The sequence below is a fragment of the Streptomyces sp. NPDC051286 genome, assembly GCF_044455345.1.
Taxonomy (GTDB): domain Bacteria; phylum Actinomycetota; class Actinomycetes; order Streptomycetales; family Streptomycetaceae; genus Streptomyces.
Map to the genome: position 1 here is coordinate 97,921 of NZ_JBITER010000015.1, position 26,853 is coordinate 124,773.

Annotated in this window: 18 protein-coding genes, 1 tRNA gene and 1 pseudogene; 10 read left to right on the forward strand and 10 right to left on the reverse strand. The window is 70.8% G+C overall.

The genetic code is table 11. The features are described 5' to 3' along the window. Positions 1-8: 8 nt before the first annotated feature. The 3 genes from ACIBB8_RS17610 to ACIBB8_RS17620 all read right to left on the reverse strand — a co-directional run bounded on the left by ACIBB8_RS17610 (position 9) and on the right by ACIBB8_RS17620 (position 2,771). Positions 9-983, reverse strand: a complete 975-nt coding sequence (locus ACIBB8_RS17610; protein ID WP_366135762.1) for a ribose-phosphate diphosphokinase — start codon at positions 981-983, stop codon at positions 9-11. 120 nt (positions 984-1,103) lie between these two features. Further along, positions 1,104-2,537: a bifunctional UDP-N-acetylglucosamine diphosphorylase/glucosamine-1-phosphate N-acetyltransferase GlmU gene (glmU, locus tag ACIBB8_RS17615; RefSeq protein WP_398952995.1), complete on the reverse strand. Its 1,434-nt coding sequence runs from the start codon at positions 2,535-2,537 to the stop codon at positions 1,104-1,106. Positions 2,538-2,700: 163 nt separating this feature from the next. Continuing rightward, positions 2,701-2,771 (reverse strand) — tRNA-Gln (locus ACIBB8_RS17620). Between the two features lie 161 nt (positions 2,772-2,932). On the opposite strand from ACIBB8_RS17620, the gene ACIBB8_RS17625 reads away from it, so the two are divergent. Next, the gene (locus ACIBB8_RS17625; protein WP_398952997.1) at positions 2,933-4,249 is read left to right on the forward strand and encodes a sensor histidine kinase; all 1,317 of its coding nucleotides are present in this window, start codon (positions 2,933-2,935) and stop codon (positions 4,247-4,249) included. Positions 4,250-4,337: 88 nt separating this feature from the next. On the opposite strand, the gene ACIBB8_RS17630 is transcribed toward ACIBB8_RS17625, so the two are convergent. Both ACIBB8_RS17630 and ACIBB8_RS17635 read right to left on the reverse strand, forming a co-directional pair. Then, positions 4,338-4,874 (reverse strand): SUKH-3 domain-containing protein, encoded by a 537-nt coding sequence (locus ACIBB8_RS17630; RefSeq protein ID WP_398952999.1) that lies wholly within the window; start codon positions 4,872-4,874, stop codon positions 4,338-4,340. 10 nt (positions 4,875-4,884) lie between these two features. Beyond that, the gene (locus ACIBB8_RS17635; RefSeq protein ID WP_398953001.1) at positions 4,885-5,409 is read right to left on the reverse strand and encodes a YwqJ-related putative deaminase; all 525 of its coding nucleotides are present in this window, start codon (positions 5,407-5,409) and stop codon (positions 4,885-4,887) included. Positions 5,410-5,699: 290 nt separating this feature from the next. On the opposite strand from ACIBB8_RS17635, the gene ACIBB8_RS17640 reads away from it, so the two are divergent. From ACIBB8_RS17640 to ACIBB8_RS17650, 3 genes are all read left to right on the forward strand, one after another. After that, positions 5,700-6,677 (forward strand): SMI1/KNR4 family protein, encoded by a 978-nt coding sequence (locus ACIBB8_RS17640; RefSeq protein WP_398953003.1) that lies wholly within the window; start codon positions 5,700-5,702, stop codon positions 6,675-6,677. Between the two features lie 5 nt (positions 6,678-6,682). Next, complete coding sequence (locus ACIBB8_RS17645; protein WP_398953005.1) at positions 6,683-9,319, forward strand: SUKH-4 family immunity protein; 2,637 nt, start codon at positions 6,683-6,685, stop codon at positions 9,317-9,319. A gap of 189 nt (positions 9,320-9,508) precedes the next feature. Continuing rightward, positions 9,509-10,402 carry a cellulose-binding protein gene (locus ACIBB8_RS17650; RefSeq protein WP_398953007.1) on the forward strand — a complete coding sequence of 298 codons (894 nt, stop codon included), beginning with the start codon at positions 9,509-9,511 and terminating at the stop codon, positions 10,400-10,402. Between the two features lie 15 nt (positions 10,403-10,417). Here ACIBB8_RS17650 and ACIBB8_RS17655 read toward each other — a convergent pair. Next, a pseudogene (locus tag ACIBB8_RS17655) lies at positions 10,418-10,852 on the reverse strand (hypothetical protein); the annotation flags it as partial. A gap of 463 nt (positions 10,853-11,315) precedes the next feature. On the opposite strand from ACIBB8_RS17655, the gene ACIBB8_RS17660 reads away from it, so the two are divergent. Together ACIBB8_RS17660 and ACIBB8_RS17665 are read left to right on the forward strand one after the other, a co-directional pair. Beyond that, positions 11,316-12,035, forward strand: a complete 720-nt coding sequence (locus tag ACIBB8_RS17660; protein WP_398953008.1) for a hypothetical protein — start codon at positions 11,316-11,318, stop codon at positions 12,033-12,035. A gap of 266 nt (positions 12,036-12,301) precedes the next feature. Next, the gene (locus ACIBB8_RS17665) at positions 12,302-12,718 is read left to right on the forward strand and encodes an ATP-binding protein (protein ID WP_398953104.1); all 417 of its coding nucleotides are present in this window, start codon (positions 12,302-12,304) and stop codon (positions 12,716-12,718) included. Between the two features lie 113 nt (positions 12,719-12,831). Here ACIBB8_RS17665 and ACIBB8_RS17670 read toward each other — a convergent pair whose 3' ends face one another. The 3 genes from ACIBB8_RS17670 to ACIBB8_RS17680 form a co-directional block, all read right to left on the reverse strand. Continuing rightward, positions 12,832-14,442: a cation acetate symporter gene (locus ACIBB8_RS17670; protein WP_398953010.1), complete on the reverse strand. Its 1,611-nt coding sequence runs from the start codon at positions 14,440-14,442 to the stop codon at positions 12,832-12,834. Next, entirely contained in the window at positions 14,439-14,858 is a 420-nt protein-coding gene (locus ACIBB8_RS17675) for a DUF485 domain-containing protein (protein ID WP_398953012.1), read from the reverse strand. Before ACIBB8_RS17675 ends, ACIBB8_RS17670 begins: the two co-directional genes overlap by 4 nt. A 146-nt stretch (positions 14,859-15,004) precedes the next feature. Then, positions 15,005-16,621 carry an MFS transporter gene (locus ACIBB8_RS17680; RefSeq protein WP_398953014.1) on the reverse strand — a complete coding sequence of 539 codons (1,617 nt, stop codon included), beginning with the start codon at positions 16,619-16,621 and terminating at the stop codon, positions 15,005-15,007. Positions 16,622-17,036: 415 nt separating this feature from the next. On the opposite strand from ACIBB8_RS17680, the gene ACIBB8_RS17685 reads away from it, so the two are divergent. From ACIBB8_RS17685 to ACIBB8_RS17700, 4 genes are all read left to right on the forward strand, one after another. Continuing rightward, on the forward strand, positions 17,037-17,825 hold the full coding sequence (locus tag ACIBB8_RS17685) for an ABC transporter ATP-binding protein (RefSeq protein ID WP_398953016.1): 789 nt from the start codon (positions 17,037-17,039) through the stop codon (positions 17,823-17,825). Next, on the forward strand, positions 17,822-20,404 hold the full coding sequence (locus ACIBB8_RS17690; protein WP_398953018.1) for an ABC transporter permease: 2,583 nt from the start codon (positions 17,822-17,824) through the stop codon (positions 20,402-20,404). Before ACIBB8_RS17685 ends, ACIBB8_RS17690 begins: the two co-directional genes overlap by 4 nt. A 765-nt stretch (positions 20,405-21,169) precedes the next feature. Beyond that, positions 21,170-24,700, forward strand: coding sequence for a transcription-repair coupling factor (gene mfd / locus ACIBB8_RS17695; protein ID WP_398953020.1), 3,531 nt, complete (start codon positions 21,170-21,172; stop codon positions 24,698-24,700). Between the two features lie 343 nt (positions 24,701-25,043). Further along, positions 25,044-25,799, forward strand: a complete 756-nt coding sequence (locus tag ACIBB8_RS17700) for an HNH endonuclease family protein (protein WP_398953022.1) — start codon at positions 25,044-25,046, stop codon at positions 25,797-25,799. 129 nt (positions 25,800-25,928) lie between these two features. Here ACIBB8_RS17700 and ACIBB8_RS17705 read toward each other — a convergent pair whose 3' ends face one another. Continuing rightward, the gene (locus tag ACIBB8_RS17705; RefSeq protein WP_398953024.1) at positions 25,929-26,732 is read right to left on the reverse strand and encodes a maleylpyruvate isomerase family mycothiol-dependent enzyme; all 804 of its coding nucleotides are present in this window, start codon (positions 26,730-26,732) and stop codon (positions 25,929-25,931) included. Between the last annotated feature and the right edge of the window lie 121 nt (positions 26,733-26,853).

Here is a 26,853-nt window from a genome sequence, read left to right on the forward strand (position 1 = left end):
AGGTGTTTCTACTGCTCCTCGAAGAGGCTCGTGACCGAGCCGTCCTCGAAGACCTCGCGCACCGCGCGCGCGATCGTCGGCGCGATCGAGAGCACCGTGATCTTGTCGAGCTCCAGCTCACCCGGGGTCGGCAGGGTGTCCGTGAAGACGAACTCGCTGACCTTGGAGTTCTTCAGCCGGTCCGCGGCCGGGCCGGAGAGCACACCGTGCGTCGCCGTCACTATGACGTCCTCGGCGCCGTGCGCGAACAGGGCGTCGGCGGCGGCGCAGATGGTGCCACCGGTGTCGATCATGTCGTCGACCAGGACGCAGACCCGGCCCTTGACGTTGCCGACGACCTCGTGGACGGTCACCTGGTTGGCGACGTCCTTGTCGCGGCGCTTGTGGACGATCGCCAGCGGGGCGTCCAGGCGGTCGCACCAGCGGTCGGCGACGCGCACGCGGCCGGCGTCCGGGGAGACGATCGTCAGCTTCGAGCGGTCGACCTTGGCGCCGACGTAGTCGGCGAGGATCGGCAGCGCGAAGAGGTGGTCGACCGGGCCGTCGAAGAAGCCCTGGATCTGGTCGGTGTGCAGGTCGATCGTGAGGATGCGGTCGGCACCCGCGGTCTTCATCAGGTCGGCGACCAGGCGGGCCGAGATCGGCTCGCGGCCACGGTGCTTCTTGTCCTGGCGGGCGTAGCCGTAGAACGGCACGATCACCGTGATGGAGCGGGCCGACGCGCGCTTCAGCGCGTCCAGCATGATCAGCTGCTCCATGATCCACTTGTTGATCGGAGCCGTGTGGCTCTGGATCAGGAAGCAGTCGGCGCCGCGTGCGGACTCCTGGAAGCGGACGTAGATCTCACCGTTGGCGAAATCGAAGGCCTTCGTCGGCACGAGGCCGACACCCAGTTGGTGCGCGACCTCCTCGGCCAGCTCGGGGTGGGCGCGGCCGGAGAAGAGCATCAGTTTCTTCTCGCCGGTCGTCTTGATCCCGGTCACAGCACAGTCTCCTCAGACGTGTTCCTGGCGCTGCACGCATGTGTCCCGATGTGCAACGAGCCAGCCGAAATGGGGTGAGCATCTATCACGGTACGCCGTGCGCGGCGTACCCGTTTCCGGTCAGCTTTCGCTGTCGGTCTCCTCCGCGGCGGCCTGAGCCGCCTGCGCGGCGGCGCTGCCCGGACGCTTACGGGCCACCCAACCGTCGATATTCCTTTGCTGGCCGCGGGCGACGGCCAGTGAGCCGGGCGGTACGTCCTTGGTGATGACCGAGCCGGCGGCAGTGTAGACGCCGTCCCCGACCGTGACAGGAGCCACAAACATATTGTCCGACCCGGTGCGGCAGTGTGACCCGATCGTCGTGTGGTGCTTCGACACCCCGTCGTAGTTCACGAAGACGCTGGCGGCACCGATGTTGGTGTGGTCGCCGATGGTCGCGTCGCCGACATAGCTCAGGTGCGGCACCTTCGTGCCCTCGCCGATCGTGGCGTTCTTCATCTCCACGTACGTACCCGCCTTGGCCTTCGGGCCGAGCGTGGTGCCGGGGCGCAGATACGCGTACGGGCCGACCGTCGCGCCCGGGCCGATCTCCGCCCCGACCGCGACCGTGTTGTCCACGCGGGCGCCCGCGTGGACGGTGGTGTCCGTCAGCCGGCTGTTCGGGCCGACCTCGGTGTCCTCGGCGAGGTGCGTGGTGCCGAGCAACTGGGTGCCGGGGTGCACGATCGCGTCCTGCTCGTACGTCACCGTGGCGTCGATCAGCGTCGTCGCCGGGTCCACGACGGTCACGCCGGCGAGCATCGCCCGCTCCAGCAGCCGCTCGTTGAGCAGGGTGCGGGCCTGGGCGAGCTGGACGCGGTTGTTGATCCCGAGGATCTCGCGGTGGTCGGCAGCGACGGAGGCGCCGACGCGGTGCCCGGCCTCACGCAGGATGGACAGCACGTCGGTGAGGTACTCCTCGCCCTGGCTGTTGTCGGCGCGGACCTTGTCGAGGGCGTCCGTGAGCAGCCGTCCGTCGAACGCGAAGACCCCGGAATTGATCTCGCGGATGGCGCGCTGCGCGTCGGTGGCGTCCTTGTGCTCGACGATCTCGGTGACCGCGCCGCTTGCGGCGTCGCGGACGATCCTGCCGTAGCCGGTGGCGTCCGGGACCTCGGCGGTCAGCACGGTGACGGCGTTCGCATCGGCGGTATGGACGGCGGCGAGCGCGGTGAGTGTCGCGCCGGAGAGCAGCGGGGTGTCGCCGCAGACGACGATCACGGTGCCCTCGACGGTGCCGCCGAGTTCTTCGAGCGCGGTGCGCACGGCGTGGCCGGTCCCGCCCTGGACGGCCTGGTAGGCGGTCCGCACCTGGTTGTCGACGGTGGCGAGGTGTGCGGTGACCTGCTCGCTCGCATGGCCGACGACCACGACGAGGTGCTCGGGGTTCAGCTCGCGTGCGGCGGTGACGACATGCCCGACGAGTGAGCGCCCGGAGATCTCGTGCAGAACCTTCGGGGTCTTCGACTTCATGCGGGTGCCCTCACCCGCTGCGAGGACGATGACGGTTGCCATGGGGGCCTCCCCTGATCGAGCGGCGCCGGGGGCCTGAGGAGGTCCGGCGCACACGGATGTGCCCTTCGGCTTCGGATGGTGGACATCCGCAGGATACCGGGGGAGCTACGGGCAGAAACGGGCGCGGGCCCCGACCGTCATGGTCGGGGCCCGCGCGTGCATGCTCCCCTGCCAGGATTCGAACCCGGACAAATGGCACCAAAAGCCACTGTGCTGCCGTTACACCACAGGGGACAGCGAAGCCGATCGACTGGACAGACCGTCAGGTCGTCGACCGGGCAGACAACACTATGCCGTACCACCGGCCTTCGACGCGACGGTTCAGTGTGCCCGGCGAGGCGCGCTGTGTCCGCGTAGTCCGAAAATGAGGTGCGCCCGCCCGTAGGCTGGGTGCCATGACCGTAACGGGGGCATACCGGGAAGGCGCAGGAACAACTACTCGCGGCTATGGGTGGTGGGAACGGCGGCGCAGTGTCGCCCTGGATGTGGGGCTGGCGCTCCTGTCGGCGCTGGAGTGCGCGCTGGAAGGTGTGGCGTTCGCGGGGGACACCGGGCTGCCGGTGCCCGTCGGGGTGGTGTTCGGCCTGCTCGCCGGGGCCGTTCTGGTGGTGCGGCGGCGCTGGCCGATTGCCGTGGTGCTGGTCGCGATCGCGACGACGCCCGCCGAGATGGGCTTCCTGATGGGCCTGGTCGGCCTCTACACGCTGGCCGCGTCCGACGTACCGCGCCGGATCACCGTGGTGCTGATGGGAATGTCGCTGGCCGGGACGTTCATCGTCACGTACGTAGGGCTGCGGCAGAGCGTCTCCGTGCAGTCCGGGGACTTCGGGCCGGGCGACTGGTACGTACCGCTGACGTCCCTCTTCATGTCGCTGGGCCTCACGGCTCCGCCCGTGCTGTTCGGCCTCTACATAGGGGCGCGGCGCCGGCTGATGGAGAGCCTGCGGGAGCGGGCGGACTCACTGGAACGGGAACTGTCGCTGCTCGCCGACCGGGCCGAGGAACGGGCGGAGTGGGCGCGCACGGAGGAACGGACCCGGATCGCGCGCGAGATGCACGACGTGGTCGCGCACCGGGTCAGTCTGATGGTGGTGCATGCGGCCGCCCTGCAGGCCGTCGCTCCGAAGGACCCGGCGAAGGCGGTACGGAACGCGGCGCTGGTCGGCGACATGGGCCGGCAGGCCCTGACCGAACTGCGGGAGATGCTCGGCGTGCTGCGGACGGGGGATCCGGCGGTGAGCCGGGGCGCGAAGGTTCCGCTGGCCGCGGTGGGCGAGGCGGCAGCCGCTGCGGCCGCCGCCGCCACCGAGGACGGGCCGCGGCTGCACGAGGTGGAGACGCTGGTCGGGCAGTCACGGGCGGCCGGGATGACGGTGGAGCTGTCGGTGGACGGCGAGGCGTGCACGTACGCCCCCGAGGTGGAACAGACGGCGTACCGGGTGGTGCAGGAGGCCCTGACGAACGTCCACAAGCACGCGGCGGGCGCGAAGACGTGGGTACGGCTGGCGCACCGGGGCTCGGAAGTCGCGATGCAGGTGGAGAACGGCCCGTCGGACGGCGCCGCGACGGACGCGGGGCTGCCGAGCGGCGGCAACGGCCTGGTGGGGATGCGGGAGCGGGTGCTGGGCCTGGGCGGCGTATTCGTCTCGGGGCCGACGGACGCGGGGGGCTTCCGGGTGTCGGCGGTACTTCCGGCCCGCGGGGCCGCGTAATCCGCCTGCGGTCCCGCCCCGTCCGGCGATGAGGACGCGGCGCTCACCCCGCGCGGGAGGCCGTTACCGCCCCCGCCCCGGAGCCCGCTCAGCCCGGCGTCAGACGCTCCGGCTGGAACCCGCCGACCAGCATCGCCAGGGCCTCGTCGATGTCCGCGCCCAGGAACCAGTCCCCGGTGTGGTCGATGCTGTACACCCGCCCCTCGGCGTCGATCGCGAGGACCGCCTGCCCGTCCCCCTCCTCGCCCAGCGGGCTGACCTCGGTCTGCAGCGCCCGCCCGAGGTCACCGAGGGTGCGGGCCAGGTGCAGTCCGCTCATCGGGTCGATCCGCACCGACGCCGGTGCGATCTGCCGGCCCGGCGCGGGCGCCGTGATGTGCAGGCCGCCGAACTCCGCCCACGCCTCCACCGCCGCCGGGAACACTGCGTGCTGGTGTCCGGCCGGCGATGTGTGGGCGCACAGCGCGTCCGCCCACTCCTCCGCCTGCCGGATGTCCCAGCGTCCCGGCTGCCAGCCCGCGGTCCGTAGGGCGGCGTCGACAGCGATGGGAAAGCGGGTGGCGGAGGCGCGGTCCGCACGGGTCGCGCGGTCGCTCTGCTGGGGAAGGTCGGTTCGGTCGTGCATCGGCGCGCGATCAGCCCTTCTCGGCGGTGGTCACCGCGCTGGTGGTGGTGAGGTCGACGGGACGGACGCCGAAATGGGCGAGCATCGCCGTGCAGGAGCGGCACGGTGGCGCGTAACTGCCGTGCAGCGGGTCGCCGTCCTCGCGGATCCGACGCGCGGTCAGCCGCGAGTGCTTCAGCGCGCGCCGCGCCTCCCCGCTGGTCAGCGGCTTGCGCTGGGCCCGCTTGGACCGGCTGGTCTCCGCGGCGGTGAGCTGCCGCGAGAGCAGGATCGCCTCGGGGCAGCGGCCGGTGAAGCGTTCGCGCTGCCCGCTGGTGAGCGTGTCGAGGAAGTCCTGGACCAACGGGTGCAGTACGGGCGGCTGGTCACCCTTGCCCGCCGTGCAGGTCAGCGTCTCACCGCGGACGGACAGCGCCGCGGCCACGGCCGGCAGGATGCCGTCGCGGCGTTGGTGGAGACGAGGTGTGCTGCTCGTTTTGGTGCTGCTCCAGTTGAGGCGCGGATCACCGGATGTGACTGACTGTGCTGTATGCATGGTGCGAATGTCCCTCCCGTGCAATCCCCCCGAGTTGCGGTGACAGCCTGCCAAATGTGCCAGTCGGTGGGGAAGCTGGGTCGGTGAAACGTGTCTGCGTGTCGCGGACAGTGGCCTGACCGACGCTCGTCCGTCACCCAGTTGTGACGGTTCGTGACCGAGGGGGAGGGGATGGCGGAAGGGAAGCGGAGGGGCGAGACCCCCTGTTGCGCCACCGCATAGGCTGTGCCCGGACCGTCCCCATGGGCAGGTCGGTCCTCACCAGACAGACGCAGCAGGGGGCAACCGCCATGACGACAGGTCGGCTCGGGCAGCAAGCCGCGCCACCGAACGCGGCCTACGCCGGGCAGGTCGTGCACTTCCCGGATCCGGTCCGGGCGTCCCGCCACCCCAGAGGTGTGCGCGTGGACGAGAACGGCTGCCCGGTATTCGCGCCGTACGCGCGCGCCGCCGCCGAGATTGCCGAGCCTCCGCAGGGTTTCGGCGTCGATGAGCTGCGGCTCACCGACTACGTCTCGGCCAACGCGGCGCTGGCCGCGAGCGGCCACGAACTGTGGGACACGATTCCGGCGGTCGCCACCCCGCACGGCTGGACCTGGCACCACGTGGCGGGCGGCCGGCGGATGGAGCTCGTCCCGGTCGAGGTCAAGGCACTGCTCCGGCACCACGGTGGTCTCGCGACCACCGCGGTCGACCAGAACAAGCGGGGCACGCGTCCGCTGCAGGAGACCCGGCCCGCGCACTTCCGGCTCCCGAAGGGCGCGGTCGCGGTCAGTGAGCAGCAGATCCAGGGCGTCGAGGAGGACCTCGGCTACCGGCTGCCGGGCGCGTACCGCTCGTTCCTGAAGGCGGCCGGCGGCTCGGCCCCGGTCGGTGCGGCGCTCGACGCGGAGCTCGGTCTCCTGGTCGATCAGCCGTTCTTCACGGTGCGTGACGAGGCCGCGGTGAACGACCTGGTGTACGTCAACAAGTGTCTGCGTGACCACCTCACCAAGGACTACCTGGGCGTCGGCTTCGTCCAGGGCGGCCTGCTTGCGGTGAAGGTCCGGGGCGACGGCGTCGGCTCGGTCTGGTTCTGCGCGTACGACGATGCCCGGGACCAGGACGGCTGGAGCGTGCAGGTGCGCGTGGACCGCCTGTTGCTGCCCTGTGGTGCCGACTTCGACGCCTTCCTGCAGCGGCTGGCGGGCAACCCGCCGGAGCTGGAGACCGTGGCGAACCTGATGGTGGACGGCGGCTTCGCGCGGGCCGTCCCGGTGGAGGGGTGAGCGCAATGGTGACCTTTGCGCAGGCGCAGGAGCGCGCGGAAGAGTGGGTCAACGCAGACGTGCCCGCGTACCAGCACCGCGAGGTGCGGGTCCGCGAGTTCGAGCTGGGCTTCGTGGTGTGGGCCGAGGACCGCGCGGAGGGCCCTGTCTCGGACGGCGGCCGGCAGCGGCTGGTGATCGCCCGCGACAGCGGTGAGGCGACGCTCTGGCCCGGACTGCCGGTGGGCGAGGTCATCCGGCGGTACGAGGAGGAGTACGGCACGGTTGCCGCGGCCCCGGCCCCGGCGCCGTCGGCGCGCGTCGACCTGAATCAGACGTCATTCCTGCTGAGCCCGCCGGAGTGGCTTCAGGAAGCGGCGGACAAGCTCGGGATACCGGACCGGCGGGCGGAGCGCGACGGGAACCCTTCTCCCGCGCCTTCTCCTCCTTCGGCTCCTTCTGTTCCCGCGCAGGCGGCCCCTTCCGGGACGCCGTCCGGCGAGCCGCCCTGGCAGGGCGCCGAGGCGCAGGACGAGCACGAGCCCACCGCCCCCGACGGCGTTCCGGCCTCGTCGCCGAGCGTGCCCACCGGGGCCACCCCGTGGACCGGGACCGACACCAACGCGGACTCCGACGACGGGGCGGTCGCGCTGCCGGCCACCGTGTTCGCGCCGCCGCTCTCGGGCGCCGATGACGACGGCACCCCGCCGCCGGTGGTCTCCGCGGAAGCGCCGACCGCGCTGATGTCGGGCGGCAGCCGGCTGCCCCGGACGGCGATCGTCCCCGGCCTGAACCCACAGGGCCCGGGTGCGCCCGGTCCCGGCGCCCCCGTGCCGGGTGCCCCCGGGGCTCCCGACAGCGGTGACATCGCCGACGCCACCACCAGCAAGGCCGCGATGCCGCCGCGCGGTGCGCGCGCCGGCGGGTCGGCCACTCCGCCGCCGCCCGGCGCCCCCGGCACGCCGGGCGCCAGGCCGGGTGCGCCCGTGCCGCCGCCCTCGGGTCCGGGCGCGCCCGGCGCCCCGGCGGGCGGATATCTGCCGACACAGCTCGTCTCGCAGGCCGGCCCGCCCGGTGCACCTCAGCCCCCCGGGCCTCCCGGACAGCCCGCGCCTTCCGGACCTCCCGGACCTCCCGCGCCTCCTGGACCTCCCGCGCTTCCCGGACAGCCCGCGCCCCCCGGACCTCCCGGACAGCCCGCGCCTCCTGGACCTCCCGCGCCTCCCGGACCTCCTGGGGCGACGCCGCCGCCCGGTGGCGGTTTCGACCACGCCGCGACCATGCTCGCCGACCCGGGCATGGGTGGCCCGAGCGCGCCCAGGCCCCCTGGCCCGCCCGGATCTCCCGGCTCCACCCCAGCCCCGCCCGGTGGCGGAGTGCATCAGGCAGCGACGATGTTCGCCGACCCGGGCATGGGTGGCCCGAGCGCGCCCAGGCCCCCTGGCCCGCCCGGCGCCCCCGGCGCCCCGCAGCCTCCCGCCCCGCCCGGACCTCCCGGGTCGACTCCGCCCCCGCCCGGTGGTGGCGCGCACCATGCCGCCACGATGCTCGCGGGACCTGCCCAGGTCGGCCCGCCCGGCCCGCCCGGGGCCCCCGGCATGCCGCCGGGGGGCGCCCCCGGTCCCGTGCCGCCGAATCCGCACACCCCGCCGCCCCCGGCGTACGGCTATCCGCAGGCGCCGACGGGTCAGCCGACCGTCGGCCCCGGCTACCAGGCCGTGCTGCGCTTCCGTGCGCCCGACGGCAGCGAGCAGCAGCTGATCCGCCGCTCGGCGCCCGGCACCCCGCACCCCGAGTGGCAGATGCTGCACGAGCTACGGGCCATGAACGTGCCACCGCAGCAGGTCATCGAGCTCCACACCGAGCTGGAGTCCTGCGAGCTGCCGGGTGGCTACTGTGCGCGGATGATCCGGGAGACGTGGCCGCAGGTGCGGATCACCAGCGTCGCCCCGTATGGGACCGATCACGCCAGCCGCCAGCAGGGCATGCAGCATCTGCTCACCCATCAGGGTGAGCTGCACCAGGTCGCGGACGGGCCGGCGCGCCCGGCGCCGGTGCGGGCCCCGCTGCCGCAGATGCCGCCTGCGATGCCGATCCCGCCGGAGGCCATCGCGGAGGAGCTGATGCAGGCCTTCGGGCCGCAGGGCGTGCTCCGTTTCGACCAGCGCGCGGTGTCCCGCCAGGGCGTGCCCGAGATCGTGGCGCGGACGCTGGTGTGGGCGGGTCTGCCCGCCGACTTCGGGCCGTTCTTCTGGGCGCAGCCGGGTCAGCCGGTGGTGCCGACGCTGGCCGAGCTGGCTGCGCAGCGGCAGGTGCAGCCGGCCACCGACGCGGGGTCGTACCTCGTCGTGGGGTCCGACTTCGGGCGGGCGATCTGTGTCCAGTACGGCACGGCGAACATCGTGGCCGTGCCGGTGGAGGCGGGTCCCGGCGGGCAGCCGGTGCCGCCGCAGTTCGTGAACACCGGCCTGCCGGAGTTCACACGCTCGATGGCGCTCCTCGGTCGGATGTGGCGGCTCCGCTTCGGCCTCAACCCGGAGCAGGCGGGCCGCTGGACGGTCGACTTCCAGGCGCAGCTGGTGGCACTGGACCCGGCGGCGCTCGCGTCGCCGGAGAGCTGGTGGTCGGTGCTGCTGGAGCAGATGTGGGACGGCCTGATCTGACCTGATCCGACCCGACCCGCCGAGCACGAGGCGCCCGGACTCCCCGCCAGGGGATCCGGGCGCCTCGTTGCATGTGACACCTGTCGCTTCCCCCCGGGAAACCACCGAATGGATTCGGACTTCTCTGCCAATTGCCGCATCCTTGACGTCATTGCTTGGTGGTCGGAGAGTCGGAGAGAGGCTTCAAGGATGAGTGCTGCACCGGTGTCCGCGCACGGCTTCGTCGTGGTGCGAGGACGTGGCTACCGCCCGGAGCAGGTGGACGGGAGAGTGGCCGATCTGTCGGCGGACCGGGACGAGGCGTGGGAGAAGGCGTCCCGGCTGACCGCGCTGGCGGAGGAGCTGGAGGCCGAGTCGGCACGGCTGACCGAGGTCGTCGCCACGCTCGCCCCGCAGACGTACGCCTCGCTCGGCGACCGGGCCCAGGAGATCCTGGCGCTCGCCTACGAGGAGGCGCAGGCCGTACGCAGCACTGCGCAGGAGGAGGGGCGGGCGCTGCGGGACGCGGCGGACGCGGCGGCCCGAATGCTCCGCGACAATGCTCGCGCGGACTCCGACGCCCTCCGGTCGGCAGCCGGGTCGCACGCCGACGAGACGGTGGCCGCGGCGCAGCAGAGCGCCGACTCCATGCTTGCCGCCGCCCGCACGGAAGCCGAGGAGGAGCGCGACCAGGCGGAGGCCGCGATGGCGGAGACCCGCAGCCGTACCGCGAGCGTGCTGGCCAGCCAGGAGCACGAGCACACCGAGCGCTGGAAGACCGCCGAACGTCAACTGGCGGATGCCGAAGCAGCCCAGGCCGCGCGGCACGACGAGCTGATCGACCGGGCGGAGGCCCTGCAGGCCGAGGCGCGCCGGGCCCTGGCGGAGGCCGAGGAGGCGGCGCGGCACGGCCAGGAGGACGCGGAGGCGCAGGCCGCCGAGCTGATCACGGCGGCCAGGGTGCGCGAGGACCGGGTGGTCCGGGAGACCGAGCGGATCCTGCGGGAGCACGAGGAGGGCCGCGACGAGGTGCAGGCGCACATGACGCACGTACGCAACTCGCTCGCGGCGCTCACCGGGCGTGTGGCGCCCGCGGGAAACTGATCCGTAGGCCACCGGAGGCCGTTCAGGCTGCCTGCCTGTCCTTCGCGCTGCGCAGTGCCGCGCGCATGGTGTCGATGGACTCGGCTCGGGCCGGTCTCCCTGGCCGGGCACGTCGTGGAAGTACGTCCGGGTGTGGATCAGGCCGTTGGCCCCGCGCACCCGGCGGCGCTCCAGATAACCGGCGTCCTCCAGCTCCCGGAGTGCCCGCGAGATCAGGATCTCGCCCTCGGTGAAATGCGCACACAGCGCGGCGACGCTCACGCGGGCGCCGTCCGGCAACGAGAGGATGTATGCGGCGACGCCGACCGTGACCGCGCTTCCGGGGCGCTGCGCAAGGGCGTTGGCGATCACGGTGAAGTGGGCGGTGAGGCGCGTGCGTACATGAATCACGCCGGAGGTCGGAGCTCCGGCTTCGGCGCGCGGGCGCGCGTTAGACTGCGAATCAGCCATCGGGAAGCGCTACTTCCTGGTTGGTCAGGCCCTCGATCGGGATTGCCGTCCCGGCCGGGGGCCGTCTTCATGTGTGAGGTTGTCGCGGCGAACGTAACCGGCCCCGCCCTGCATATGCAACCAAGTCACCCGTGAGGGTGACGAGTTGGGAGGGGAGGGAGGGCAGGTGGTTCTTTCCCCGAGTCCTTTGGGGAGGTCAGTGGCCCACCGGGCCCTCGGAGACGAGCCCTCGGTGACACCGGAGCACCGCTCGCAACCGGTCCCCGGCCGGTCCGGACCCGGTGGCGTGCCGGTACAGGCAGCCTTCACAGGCGCGGCCCGGACGGTGGGCGGGGTATCCGACAATCCATGAATTGTCCGGCTCGGTGGCCGCAGGTGTCACCGCGCGAACTGTCGCGTCGCTGCAGTCGGGCTGGGAACGCGGAGTCGCCCCCTGGCCGCCTCGGGAGGGTTCAATGTCCAGGTGGTGAACTGGGCACAGATACGCGACTGCAGGTTCGACGTCGATCGCGTTCCTGAGCTCCTGGAGCGGGTGGAGCTCCAAGACGACCCTGAAGCGTGGAAGGAGCTGGGTTGGCGGCTCGTCCTTGAGCATGACCTGGTGTCCCCGGCCAGTTTCGCTGCCCTGCCGCGTCTGGTGCGCCTCGCGGAACGCAGCGCGGAGGCGCGCGGCCTGGCCGGGAGGATCCTGGAGCGCGCGGCAGGGCACCACGGCTGCGATGATCGGCTGGCGGACTGCGCTGATGCGATCAAGGAGTTCCGTGAGGTGCTGGACCGGCACCTGCGGGCGCGGCCAGCTGACTACCTCGTGCCCTTCCGCGCCCTACTCGCGGTCGAAGAGGAGTATCACTGGGCGAACGCCCTGGAGGGCTTCACGGACGACATCAATCACGTGGACTGTCCCCACTGTGGAGTGGGGGTGACGATCGTCATCGGCGATTTCGGGTGCTACTCGCAGGTGTGGGACGGGGGTGAGGAGATCCGACGGGACCTGCGGCCGGTGGCGGCCGAGGTACTCACCGGAACCGGCCGGTGGATGCATCAGATCACTGTCCGCGATGGGCAGGAGGTGCTCGCCAACGGAATTTCCTACCTGTTTGGTAAAGCGGAGTGCCCGGGCTGTGCCAGCATTTTCACCGTCGCGGACGAGTACACGTCCGCCAACCGTCCGGTCTTGCGGTAGACCACGGCGAATCCGCAACGACCTGGCTGTGCCTTGCGGGAGGAGCCACAGCCGGATCGCGACCGCGCCAGGTGGGGACCTGCCTGGCCAGGGCTCCGATTACCTGGGAGATCAGCGGCCCGGCCGCGTTCAGACGCTACCCTGCGCCCTCTGGGCTCAGCCGCGTGGTTCACCACTTCGGTACAGACCGCCCCACGGCCGAGCAGTACGAGGAGCGCCTTGCCGCTTCATATGAGGCTGCGAGCCACGAGGAGCACGAGCGGAGCCTGCTCGGCGAGTTCACGTCGTCTCCCCGGGGCGCCCGGCTTGCCCGGCGGACCGCCGTGAGGCACCTGGATCAGTGGGGGTTCCCGCCGATGTCGGACGCTTCCTGCACCATCGCCCTGCTGGTGGCGGAGCTCACCGCGAACGCCGTACGTCATGGCCGGGTGCCCGGCCGTGACTTCCTCCTGAGCCTGGTCTACGAAGTGCGGGCGAGCCTGTTTCGCGTCGAGGTCTCAGACGCCTGCCCGGACCGGCCGCTTGCCGATCCCGTGGCACCTGCGGACGAGGAGGAGTCGGGGCGTGGACTGTTCCTCGTCGACATCCTTGCCAGCCGGTGGGGCTCGGTTCCTCGCACTCCCGTCGGGAAGACGGTGTGGGCGGAGTGTCACGCCTCAACAACTGGCGCCGTAGAGACCTGACGTACTGATAACCGGCGCACACAGACGAAGCAGTCGCCGACGACACCGGCGCCGCTGTGGCTCGTACACGACGGCGGCGACGCCGGGGCGGACACGGCCGGTGGCGGCGGTGTTCAGCGGCGGGAGGCCGGCGGCGCGCCCGCGAGGATCCATGGCTCCTCCACCTCGTACCGCCGGCGCGCCTCGGCGGAGGTCCGCCGGGGCAGCACCGTGCCCAGCCAGCCCGCCAGGAATCCGGCCGGGATCGAGACGAGGCCGGTCGTGGTGAACGGGAACCAGTTGAAGTCGTGTCCGGGGAAGACCGACCCGGGCGATCCCGACACCAGATTTGTGCCGGTGATCAGCACGAGGGCCGCGACGGTGCCGCCGATGAGGGTGCAGAGCAGTCCGGTACGGGTGAAGCGCCGCCAGAACATGCTGTAGACGAGCGCCGGGGCGAGCGCCGACGCCCCGATGCAGAAGGAGAGCGTCACCAGCGCCTGGAGGTTCCAGTGCCGGGCCGCCACGGCGAGGACGATGGCGATCAGCCCGACGCCAGCCGCCGCGGCCTGCGCGGCGCCCATCTCCGTCCGGTCCGCGACCGGCTGCCTGCTCCCGTCGCGCATCCCGTGCACGAACAGGTCGTGGGCCAGCGAGTTCGCACAGGCCAGGATCATTCCGGCGACCGAGGCGAGGAGGGTCAGGAAGATCGCCGTCGTCATTGCCGTGAGCACCAGTGCGCCGACCTTCCCGCTGCCCGAGACCACACCGCTGACCTGGAGCACCGAACCGTTGCCCTGTGCCCCGGCGGCGACGATGAGGTCATGGCCGACCAACGCGGCCGCACCGAAACCGATCACGGTGAGCAGCAGCGAGATGACGACGGTCACGGAGACCGCCCAGGACATGGAGCGGCGGACGGCCCGCGCGCTGCGGGCGCCCGTCATCCGCATGGTGACGTGCGGCAGCGCGGCGATGCCGAGCACCAGGGTCAGTTCGGAGCTGACCATGTCGAGGCCGCTGCCGCCGAACTGGAGCCCCGACTGCAGATAGGCGGCCCCGTCACCGCTGCCCTGCTGGGCAGCCGCGAGCAGCGCGGCGACGGACCAGTCGAAGTGGTTCATGACCAGTGCGGAGATGGTGAGACAGGCGACGACGAGAAAGACCGTCTTGACGATCTGGATCAGGGCGGTCCCCTTCATCCCGCCGATCGCCGCGTAACTGATCATCATGATCCCGAGCACGATGATCGAACCGGTACGGAAGCCGGAACTGTCGAATCCCAGGATGAAGGCCATCAGATCGCCGCTGCTGGCGAGCTGGACGACCATCAGCGGCAGCAGGGCGGCAAGGGTGACGCCGCAGGAGGTGATCCGGATCGCGCGGCCGGAGGCGCGGCGGGCGAACACGTCGCCCATGGTGAACCGGCCGGCGTTGCGCAGCGGTTCGGCGAGCAGGAACATCAGCAGGACGAGTGAGAGCGAGGTGCTCAGGCCGACCACGAGCCCGTCGTAGCCGGTGAGGGCGACGAGTCCGCTGGCGCCGAAGACGGTCGCCGCGGAGAGGTAGTCCCCCGCGATGGCGAGGCCGTTGCGGACGGGGGAGAGCGAGTGGTAGCCGGTGTAGAACTCGGCGAGGTCGTCATGGTCGGGTCCGGTCATCACGCAGAGCAGCAGAGTGACGGAGGCGACCGCGATGAACGCCACGAGGGACATCGCCTGCGCCGACTCGTCGATCCAGTTCATCGGGCCGCTCCTGTTCTTCGGAGTGCGGTGGCGAGCGGGTCGACCGTGCGCCGTGCGGTCCGCTCGTACAGGGCGATCGCGAGCAGGGTCACCGGAAGCTGGCAGAGGCCGAGTGCCAGGCCGACGTTGAGTCCGCCGCCGACCGGACGGGACATCAGTCCGGGGGCGAAGCCGGACAGCACCAGGAAGAGCGTGAAGTAGCCGAGCGCGGTCAGGGTCGCGACCCGCCGCAGCACCCGGTACGCGGTGCGCAGCCGGCGCAGATCGCTGTGCCGTCCGGGAGCGGGCATGGGCGTGCGTATCGGCATCGGACGGCGGGGCGGGGGCGCCGGCGGCGAACTCTGCCAGGGGAGAAGAAGATCGGGGTCGTACGGGGGGCGGCGCGACGGTTCGACGTGCGGGGGCTCGTACGACATCTGAGTGCTGCTCCTTGCATGGCTCGGGTCCCGGGGCGGACTGCAAGGGAGAGCGCGTGAGCGCTGCTGGGAGCGGGAACACTACTCGTGGGTAGGGCAGTAGGGCAGTGGTTGGCCTGAACTTCCCCCCATGAAAAATAAGTTGGCTAATTCTGTGATGCTTCGGTGTTGCTTCCAGGGCTGGGTGCGGAGCCGGTTCCGGCGTCCTCGGTGAGGATCGGGAAGCGGCGCGGTGCCACGAAGAGCAGCACCAGCAGCGCCACCGCCGCGGCCACCGCGGCCCCGACGTACACCTGGTCGACAGCGGCGTCGACGGCCCGCCGCAGATGGTCCGTCGCGGCGGCGGAAAGCGCGCCCGGGTCGTCCAGCGCGTGCGAGATCGCGTCCAGGTCGCCCGGCAGCCCGGGGACGGGCGCGTCGGCGAGCCGGGAGGCGAGGACCCCGTTGGCGACGGCACCGAAGAGCGCGGCGCCCAGACTCTGGCCGACCTGGCGGCAGAACAGCACGGAAGCCGTCGCCGTACCGCGTTCGGACCAGCCGACCGTCGACTGGACCCCGACGATCAGCGGCAGTTGGAACAGCCCCAGCGCCGCGCCCAGCAGCAGCATGATCAGGGCCGGCTGCCAGGGTTCGCCGGGGTACGGCAGCAGCGGGAACGAGAGCAGGATCAACAGGGCGCAGCCCATGCCGATGATCGCGGTGCGGCGGAAGCCGATGCGGTTGTAGACCCGGTTGGAGAGGGCCGCCGACACCGGCCAGCTCAGCGTCATCGCGGAGAGCACGAAACCGGCGGCGATCGGGCCGAGACCGAGCACCGACTGGGCGTACGTCGGCAGGAAGACCGTAGGGGCAACCATCAGCAGCCCCATCGCGCCCAGGGCCAGATTGACCGAGGCGATGGTCCGCCGACGCCACACCCAGCCCGGGATGATCGGGTCGGCGGCGCGCCGCTCGATGACGACGGTCAGCACGGCGAGGACCGCGCTCGCGGCCAGCAGGCCGAGCGACGGCGTGGAGAGCCAGGGCCAGGCGACCCCGCCCTGGACGAGCGCGGTCAGCAGCAAGGAGCCGGTCGCGAAGACGGCGAGGGCGCCCGCCCAGTCGATCCGGGGCCGGGGCACACCGGCTCCGCGGGCGCGGGACGGCTCGTGGAGGTGGCGCACGACCAGCCAGAGCGCGAGCGCCCCGACCGGCAGATTGATCAGGAAGATCCACCGCCAGTCCGCATACCCGGCGAGCAGCCCGCCGACCACCGGTCCGGCGACGGCGGACGTGGCCCAGACGGTGGACAACTTGGCCTGGATCCTGGGACGTTCCTTGAGCGGATAGAGGTCGGCGGCGATCGTCTGCACCGTGCCCTGCAGCGCCCCGCCGCCGAGTCCCTGGACGACCCGGAAGGCGATGAGCGCGGCCATGTTCCAGGCGGCGGCGCAGAGGACCGAGCCGACCAGGAAGAGGATGATGCCGACGATCATGACCGGCTTGCGGCCGAACGTGTCGGAGAGCCTCCCGTAGACCGGCAGAGTGACGGTGACGGCCAGCAGATAGCCGGAGAAGAGCCAGGAGAAGACGGCGAACCCGCCGAGATCGCCGACGATCTGCGGGACGGCGGTGGAGACGATGGTGCCGTCGATGGCCGCCAGCGCCATGCTGAGCATCAGCGCGGCCACGACAGGGCCGCGGCCCCGGGGCTCGGACGGGGAGGGCACGGGGTCCACTCCGGACTCCGATTTCGCTTCGGTGTCGCCGTCCGAGCCGCTCATAAAGATCCCTTCCCCATGCACGTATCTTCCGGTGACACTGTCTCACCCGCTGCCGGGCAGGGCCCGGGGACCGGTCCGCGGCCACCCGGGGGTGGAGCCCCTGAGATCCGGCTCCCCCCAGGGGCTGAGACCCCTAGGGGTAGCTCCTTACTTGTGTCCAGGGGCGGTTCCTCCCGTCGGAGGACGTGGGGCCGGGGGCCCGTTCCTTAACGTTTTCCTACAGCGCGAATGCGGGTGACCGCAGGGGGCGGGGTGGGGAAAACCCCACCGCAAGACTGCGCTGGGCACCAGCGCGCCGGACCACGTCCGGACACGAGACTTGAGTACGAACACGGCGCCGCCCGTTCAGCGGGCGGCGCCCATCGCGAATAGACGTCCTCACCGATGACGTCTTCACCGACTTAGGAGAATCACCGTGACAACGGCTGTAACCATTCCCAGGCACGAGGGCACTGGAGGGCGTACGGCCGTCGCTGCGCGGGCGCGGCAGGTCGTCAAGGCGTACGGCGCCGGGGAGACCCGGGTCGTCGCGCTCGACCATGTCGATGTGGACATCGCCCGCGGGCAGTTCACCGCGATCATGGGCCCGTCCGGTTCCGGCAAGTCGACCCTGATGCACTGCCTGGCCGGACTGGACACCGTGAGCTCGGGCGAGATCTACCTCGACGAAACCGAGATCACCCAGCTCAAGGACAAGAAGCTCACTCAGCTCCGCCGGGACCGGATCGGCTTCATCTTCCAGGCGTTCAACCTGCTCCCGACGCTCAACGCGCTGGAGAACATCACGCTGCCGATGGACATCGCGGGCCGCAAGCCCGACGCCGGCTGGCTGCGCCAGGTCGTGGAGACGGTCGGTCTCGCCGAGCGGCTGAAGCACCGGCCCACCGAGCTCTCCGGCGGCCAGCAGCAGCGTGTCGCGGTGGCCAGGGCGCTTGCCGCCCAGCCGGAGATTATCTTCGGTGACGAGCCCACCGGGAACCTGGACTCGAGGGCCGGCGCCGAGGTGCTGAGCTTCCTGCGCAAGTCCGTCGACGAGCTGGGACAGACCATCGTCATGGTCACCCACGACCCGGTCGCCGCCTCCTACGCGGACCGGGTGCTGTATCTCGCGGACGGACGCATCGTCGACGAGATGCACAACCCGACGGCCGACCAGGTCCTCGACCGCATGAAGGACTTCGACGCGCGCGGGCGGACGTCATGACCGTGTGGAAGACATCGAGGCGCAACTTCTTCGCGCACAAGGGACGCATGGCGCTCTCCGCCGTCGCGGTCCTGCTGTCGGTGGCGTTCGTGTGCGGCACGCTCGTCTTCACCGACACCATGAACACCACGTTCGACAAGCTCTTCGCCGCCACCTCCGCCGACGTCACCGTCAGCCCCAAGGCCGCGGGAAAGGTCGACGAACTGCCGCTGAACGGCAAGCCCGTCACGCTCCCCGCCGCCGCCGTCGAGCAGGCCGGGAAGGCGGACGGGGTGAAGACCGCCGAGGGCACGGTCACCAGCATGTCCGTCACCGTTGTCGACAGCCACAACAAGAACATGGGCTCCTCGACCGGCGCCCCGACGATCGCGGGCAACTGGACGCAGAACGAACTGCGTTCCATGGAGATCACCTCCGGCCACGCACCGCGCGGTCCGACCGAGGTCATGGTTGACGCCGACACCGCGGACAAGCACCACCTGAAGATCGGTGACGAGCTGCGCACCATCGCCGTCACCGGCGACATCAGGGCGAGGATCAGCGGTATCGCCTCCTTCAAGGTCACCAACCCGGGCGCGGCCGTCGTCTACCTCGACACCGCCACCGCGCAGGTCAAGCTCCTCGGCAAGCCCGATGTCTTCACCCAGATCTCCGTCACCGCCAAGTCCGGTGTCAGTGATGCGCAGTTGAAGAAGAACGTCGCCACCGCCCTCGGTGACAGCGGCGCGTACAAGCTCCAGACCCAGCAGGAGGCCACGGACGCCAACAAGGACTCCATGGGCTCGTCCCTCGACGTGATGAAGTACGCGATGCTCGGCTTCGCCGGGATCGCCTTCCTCGTCGGCATCTTCCTCATCGTCAACACCTTCTCGATGCTGGTGGCCCAGCGCACCCGCGAGATCGGCCTGATGCGGGCCATCGGCTCCAGCCGCAAGCAGGTCAACCGATCGGTCCTGATCGAGGCGCTGTTCCTCGGCTTCGTCGGTTCCCTCTTCGGTGTCGGCGCCGGAATCGGTGTCGCGGTCGGACTGATGAAGCTCATGAACTCCATGGGCATGAACCTGTCCACCGAGGACCTCACGATCGCCTGGACGACTCCGGTGCTCGGGCTGGCGCTCGGCGTCATCGTCACCGTCGTCGCCGCGTACGTCCCGGCCCGCCGGGCCGGGAAGATCTCCCCGATGGCCGCCCTGCGCGACGCCGGAACCCCGGCGGACGGCCGCGCGGGCCGGGTCCGGGCCGCGATCGGCCTGGTCCTCACCCTTGCCGGTGGCGCCGCGCTCCTCGCTGCGACGCGGGCCGACAAGTCGAGCGAAGGCTCGCTCTTCCTCGGTGTGGGCGTGGTTTTCACCCTGATCGGCTTCATCGTGATCGGCCCGCTGCTGGCCGGCTTCGTGGTCCGGGTGCTCAGCACGGTGGTGCTGCGGATGTTCGGCCCGGTCGGACGGATGGCCGAGCGCAACGCGCTGCGCAACCCGCGGCGTACCGGAGCGACCGGGGCGGCCCTGATGATCGGCCTCGCGCTGGTCGCCTGCCTCTCGGTCGTCGGTTCGTCGATGGTCGCCTCGGCGACCGAGGAGCTCGACAAGTCGGTCGGTGCGGACTTCATCGTCCAGCCGAGCGGCAACCGGCAGCCGATCGTGCCGCAGGCCGCGAAGGCCCTGGAGGCCGCCCCGGGCATCGAGCACATCACCGACTACAAAGCCGTCAGCGCCAAGCTCACCGCCCCCGACGGCGCGGTCGAGGACGAAGGCGTCGTCGCCGCGGACCCGACGTACAAGGACGACGTGCGACGCGAGACGGTCTCCGGCAACCTGGCCGACGCCTACGGCAAGGACGCCATGTCGGTCGGCGACGGGTACGCCACCAAGCACCACCTCAAGGTCGGCGACCGGATCACCGTCGCGTTCAAGGACGGCGAGACGGCGAAGCTGAAGGTCGCGGCGATCACCTCGGACGACACGAACATCGACAAGGGCGCGATGTACACCAACATCACGACCGCGGCGAAGTACGTCCCCGCCGACAAGATGCCGAAGAGCGTGATCATGTTCGCCAAGGCGCAGGAGGGCAAGGAGAAGGAGGCGTACGCCGCCCTCAAGGACGCGCTCGCCACGTACCCGCAGTACACCGTGCAGAACCAGGCCGACTTCAAGCAGGACCTGAAGGACCAGATCGGCCAGATGCTGAACATCGTCTACGGTCTGCTGGCGCTCGCGATCATCGTCGCGGTGCTCGGTGTGGTGAACACTCTGGCCCTGTCGGTGGTCGAGCGGACCCGTGAGATCGGCCTGATGCGCGCCATCGGCCTCTCCCGCCGCCAGCTGCGCCGAATGATCCGCCTGGAGTCGGTGGTCATCGCCCTCTTCGGCGCTCTGCTCGGCCTCGGCCTGGGCATGGGCTGGGGCACGGCGGCCCAGAAGCTGCTGGCCCTGGAGGGCCTCGGCGTTCTGGACATCCCGTGGCCGACGATCCTCACGGTGTTCGTCGGTTCGGCCTTCGTCGGCCTGTTCGCCGCCCTGGTCCCGGCGTTCCGTGCGGGCCGGATGAACGTGCTGAACGCGATCGCGACGGATTAGGGCGTGTTTCGAAAGTAGCGTCGTCCGCCCGCAGGGCGGGCCGGGCGGCGTCTGGTGCGTGCGATCGCAAGGCGGAGGGTCGCCCCGATACTGGGCGTATCGGGGTGAGCCCGACAACGCGGCGAGCGTGCGTGCCAGGCGTCGCCAGGCAGGCGGGACTTTCGAAACACGCCCTAGTGCCGGCACCGTCGACGGATGAGTACCGGCACTGTGACGAGGCCCGCGGACCGAAAGGTTCCGCGGGCTTCGTCGCCGGACCCGTCCGATCCGTGTGCCGCAGGACGGTGGCGGAGGCCGACGTAGGATGACTGATCCGGCCCCGGGTGTTCCTCCAAACACCCGGGGCCGGACGCGTACCCGCTCCCGCCCGGTGCAACTCCCCGTGCGCAGCCCGAACCCGGCAGCGCAAGGCGCGGGACCTGGCGCCGCAGATCTGCGACCGGCCGGAGACCGCCCCGCGGCTTCGAACGGCGATGGCTGTCCGCGCCGGACGCCGGTCTCGGGTCCGGGGCGCACCGCTTCACGCGGAGCCCAGAGCCGCTGTCGCCCGGGGAACGCATGTTCACCCTCGTCGGGTGCGGCGTGCCGGCGGCCACCGGCGGTCAGCGGGTCGGATCCGGCCGCTGACCGGATTGCGGGCGCGGCTGTCGGAGGGGAGTCGTAGGCTGGAACCCCCGGCCCGTGATACGTGTCGGGCCCTTCGCGTTGCCCCCTGGCAGCAGCCGGCTGCCGGAATCTCCCTCGTTACCCGGACGGAAGCCCTTCATGAGCCTGCACGGTCTGCTGGATGTCGTCGTACGTGACCCGGCGCTCGCCGAAGCGGTGAAGGCCGCCACCGACGGTCATCGGATGCATGTGGACCTCGTCGGCCCGGCGGCCGCCCGCCCCTTCGCCGTGGCCGCACTGGCCCGCGAGGCCGGGCGGACCGTGCTCGCCGTGACCGCGACCGGACGGGAGGCCGAGGACCTGGCCGCCGCCCTGCGGACGCTGCTGCCCCCGGACACCATCGCCGAGTTCCCGTCCTGGGAGACCCTGCCGCACGAGCGGCTCTCGCCGCGTTCGGACACGGTCGGCCGCCGCCTCGCCGTGCTGCGCCGCCTCGCTCACCCGAGCGCCGACGACCCGGAGACCGGGCCGGTCAGTGTGATCGTCGCGCCGGTGCGGTCCGTGCTGCAGCCGCAGGTCAAGGGGCTCGGGGACCTGGAGCCCGTGGCGCTGCGCATCGGCCAGAGCGCTGATCTCGGCCAGACCGTGGAAGCGCTCGCGGCGGCCGCGTACTCCCGGGTCGAACTGGTCGAGAAGCGCGGCGAGTTCGCCGTCCGCGGTGGCATTCTGGACGTCTTTCCGCCGACCGAGGAGCATCCCCTCCGGGTGGAGTTCTGGGGCGACGACGTCGAGGAGATCCGGTACTTCAAGATCGCTGACCAGCGGTCGCTGGAGATCGCCGAGCACGGCCTCTGGGCGCCGCCCTGCCGCGAGCTCCTGCTCACCGACGAAGTGCGCGAACGGGCCGCCGCCCTCGCCGAACAGCACCCGGAGCTGGGCGAGCTGCTCGGCAAGATCGCCGAGGGGATCGCGGTGGAGGGCATGGAGTCCCTCGCCCCAGTCCTCGTCGACGACATGGAGCTGCTGCTCGACGTGTTGCCGAAGGGCTCGATGGCGCTGGTCTGCGACCCGGAGCGGGTCCGCACCAGGGCGGCCGATCTGGTCGCCACCAGCGAGGAGTTCCTCCAGGCGTCGTGGGCGGCGACCGCCGGTGGCGGAGAGGCACCGATCGATGTCGGCGCCGCCTCGCTGCGGGGCATCGCGGAAGTCCGCGACCGGGCCCGTGAGCTGGACATGATGTGGTGGTCGGTCTCCCCGTTCGCCGCCGACGCCGAGCTCGACGAAGACACCTTGAAGCTCACGATGCACGCCCCGGAGTCCTACCGCGGCGACACCGCCCGCGCGCTCGCCGACACCAAGGGCTGGATCGCCGACGGCTGGCGCACGGTGTACGTCACCGAGGGCCAGGGGCTCGCCTCCCGTACGGTCGAGGTGCTGAGCGGCGAGGGCATCGCGGCCCGCCTGGACGCCGACCTGGCGGAGATCTCCCCGTCGCTGGTCCACGTCTCCTGCGGCGCGATCGACCAGGGCTTCGTCGACCCGGAGCTCAAGCTCGCCGTCCTCACCGAGACGGACCTGACCGGTCAGCGCACCGCGACCAAGGACCTGGGCCGGATGCCGGCCCGCCGCCGCAAGACCATCGACCCGCTGACGCTGGAGACGGGCGACTACATCGTCCACGAGCAGCACGGCGTCGGCCGCTACATCGAGATGGTGCAGCGCACGGTGCAGGGCGCCACCCGCGAGTACCTCCTCGTCGAGTACGCCCCCGCCAAGCGCGGCCAGCCCGGCGACCGCCTCTACATCCCGACCGACCAGCTGGAACAGGTCACCAAGTACGTCGGCGGCGAGGCGCCCACCCTGCACCGGCTCGGCGGCGCCGACTGGACGAAGACCAAGGCGCGCGCCAAGAAGGCCGTCAAGGAGATCGCCGCCGACCTGATCAAGCTGTACTCGGCGCGGATGGCGGCGCCCGGCCATGTCTTCGGCCCCGACACCCCGTGGCAGCGTGAGCTGGAGGACGCCTTCCCGTACGCGGAGACGCCCGACCAGCTCACCACGATCGCCGAGGTCAAGGAGGACATGGAGAAGTCCGTCCCGATGGACCGGCTGATCTGCGGCGACGTCGGCTACGGCAAGACGGAGATCGCGGTGCGCGCCGCGTTCAAGGCGGTCCAGGACGGCAAGCAGGTCGCCGTCCTCGTCCCCACGACGCTCCTTGTCCAGCAGCACCACGGCACGTTCACCGAGCGCTACTCCCAATTCCCGGTCAACGTACGGGCGCTGAGCCGCTTCCAGTCCGAATCCGAGTCCAAGTCGACCCTGGAAGGGCTGCGCGACGGCTCCGTCGACCTGGTCATCGGCACCCACCGCCTCTTCTCCTCCGAGACGAAGTTCAAGGACCTGGGCCTGGTCATCGTCGACGAGGAGCAGCGTTTCGGCGTCGAGCACAAGGAGCAGCTGAAGAAGCTCCGCGCCAACGTCGACGTCCTCACCATGTCCGCGACGCCCATCCCCCGTACGCTCGAGATGGCCGTGACGGGCATCCGCGAGATGTCGACGATCACCACACCTCCCGAGGAGCGCCACCCGGTCCTGACCTTCGTCGGCCCGTACGAGGAGAAGCAGATCGGCGCGGCCATCCGTCGTGAACTGCTCCGCGAGGGACAGGCGTTCTACATCCACAACCGTGTCGAGTCCATCGACCGGGCGGCAGCGCGCCTGCGCGAGATCGTCCCCGAGGCACGGATCGCGACCGCCCACGGCCAGATGTCGGAACAGGCCCTGGAACAGGTGGTCGTGGACTTCTGGGAGAAGAAGTTCGACGTCCTGGTCTCCACGACGATCGTCGAGTCCGGCATCGACATCTCCAACGCCAACACCCTGATCGTGGAGCGCGGCGACAACTTCGGCCTCTCTCAGCTCCACCAGCTGCGCGGCCGCGTCGGCCGTGGCCGCGAGCGCGGTTACGCGTACTTCCTGTACCCGCCGGAGAAGCCCCTCACCGAGACGGCCCACGAGCGCCTGGCCACAATCGCCCAGCACACCGAGATGGGCGCGGGCATGTACGTGGCGATGAAGGACCTCGAGATCCGCGGCGCCGGAAACCTTCTGGGCGGCGAACAGTCCGGCCATATCGCCGGCGTCGGCTTCGACCTGTACGTACGCATGGTCGGCGAGGCGGTGGCCGACTACCGGGCCTCGCTCGAAGGCGGCGTCGAGGAGGAGCCGCCGCTTGAGGTCAAGATCGAGCTCCCGGTCGACGCACACGTTCCGCACGACTACGCCCCCGGCGAGCGGCTGCGCCTCCAGGCATACCGCGCGATCGCGTCCGCCACCACGGAGGACGACATCAAGGCGGTCCGCGAGGAACTCACCGACCGCTACGGCAAGCTTCCGGAGCCGGTCGAGAACCTCCTCCTGGTCGCGGGCCTGCGCATGCTGGCCCGCGCCTGCGGCGTCGGCGAGATCGTGCTCCAGGGCCCGAACATCCGGTTCGCCCCGGTGGAGCTGCGCGAGTCGCAGGAACTGCGCCTGAAGCGCCTCTACCCGAAGACGGTGATCAAGCCGGCCGTCCACCAGATCCTGGTCCCGCGCCCGACCACCGGCCGGATCGGCGGCAAGCCGGTCGTCGGCCGTGAACTCCTCGCCTGGACCGGGGAATTCCTCACGACGATTCTGGGGTCCTGAACGACGGCCCGGCGGGCGACCGGAACACCTCCTCGGGGTTCCGGTCGCCCAGCGGGCCGTTCGGGCGCACCCCGGCGGGTGCTTGGCGCGGCGGAGCGGGAGCGGCTGGTCGAGCTGTTGGAGCCGTTGTGGGTGGCGGCGATCGGGTCCGGGCTGCTGCCCTCCGAGACGACGCCGGGCACCGGCAAGGTGTGAGGGGTCGGGGGGTGTGATTCCGGCCGCATCCGGTCGGGGGCGCGCCCATGAATACCCGTCAGCGGGGAAGACATCCGTACGATTCTCTGGTTCGGCTTTCTCCCCGTCAGGACGGCTTCGAGTGATATCTCCCCGCACGTACCGAGCGATGCTGCCCACCCTCAGCGTGGCGGCTGTGCTGGCCCTGGCCGGCTGCGACCCCGAGCAGACGGTCTCCGGGACCGGGCAGAAGGGCAGCGGGGCGGAGGGCGGCGGACAGGCCGTCACCGGATTCGGGGCCAGTCCGCTCGACAACGCCGACGGTACGAAGCCGGGGCTGGCACCGCTCACGTCCGAGGCGGACAAGGCCAACGCGCGCAAGCTCGTCGAAGAACTCACAGTCAAGGGGCGTGGGCCGAAGACGGGCTACGAACGGGACAAGTTCGGCTATGCGTGGATGGACACGGCGGACGGGGTGCCGCTGGCGCGGAACGGTTGTGACACGCGGAACGACCTGCTGAAACTCCATGGTCGGAACGTCGAGTTCCGTACGGGTTCCGACTGCGTGGTCGTGTCGATGGACCTGTACGACCCGTACACCGGAAAGGACGTTGCCTGGAAGAAGGCCAAGGCCACCGAGGTACAGATAGACCACGTGGTGCCGTTGTCGTACGCCTGGCAGATGGGTGCCTCGCGTTGGAGCAAGGGAAAGCGGGAGCAGCTGGCCAACGACGTGCTGAACCTTCTGCCGGTCTCGGGCTCCACGAACTCCGCCAAGCGGGACTCGGGCCCGGCGTCCTGGCTGCCGCCGAACAAGTCGATCCGCTGCTCGTACGCTGTGCGGTTCGCGCAGGTGGCGCTCAAGTACGACCTCGCCGTGACGACGGCGGACAGGGCGACGATGTTGAAGCAGTGCCAGGGCTGACAGCACCCCCATGACCGTCCATCCACCAGGCGTACCGGGACGGGATGGAGGACCAGCTCGGCTCACCCGGCCTGGTCCTCAACGCCATCGTGCTCTGGACCACCCGCTACATCGACGCCTCGTCACGTCCTACTCATCCGGGTCCCAGGCGCTGAGCTGCTGGAAGATTCGTCGGTCGCCGTCAAGCTTCAGGGAGTCGACCGGGATACGGTCGTACAGGCTGAGGACCAGCTCGCTGGCCGTGCCCCGAGCGGAGAAGAAGGCGGCGGCCGCGTCCGGGTCCTGGCCGGCAGCGGTGGCCGGTATGGTGCCGGGCCCGGGGAGGCGGGCGGTCCGTGCGCCGTCCGCGGAGAGCGAGAGGCGCCAGGAGCGGCCCTCGGAGGCGTGGAAGTCGATGACAGCGGGCTTGTGCGGCCAGGCACTTGTCGTTGCGACGCAGGTGGACAGGAACTCGTCGACACCGTCGAGCGCCACCTCGTCCGGCAGCGGCTGCGGGGCACCTACGGTGATCTGGGCGTCGTACGTGTGCACCGCCATCTGCTGGAGCTGGTGCCGCGCTACGGCACCGGAGGTATGCGGCGACTGCAACGTCTCCCACCACGCCCAGCAACCGCGATCCGGGCCGGCCTTCCGCAATGCGTCCAGCAGTTGCTCCGTGGACTCTGCCAACCAGGCCAGCAGGGCCTCGCGCTCCTGAGGCGCAGCCGAGGCGCCCTCCGCTGCGGACTTGGCCGGAGCAGGCCCTGCGGCGACGGTGGCGGCCCAGGCGCGGCGCCCCTCGCCGATGTGCTGCGCCAGATCGAACAGCGTCCACTCGGGGCAGGTCGGCACCTGTACGTCGAGGCTGGGCGCGGAGGCGACCGCGGCGCGGAAGGCAGTCGACCGTTCGTCGATCAGTCGCAGCAGAACGGGGAACTCGAGTGTCATTGTCACCCTGAATCCCTATCACTGTGTTCCGACAATCGGACAGCGATTTTCACAGCCGCCATCCCGGGCGGACCCTCACCACCGCGGAGAAATGATGGAGGACCTCTCCGCCGCCGACCGTGCGTCA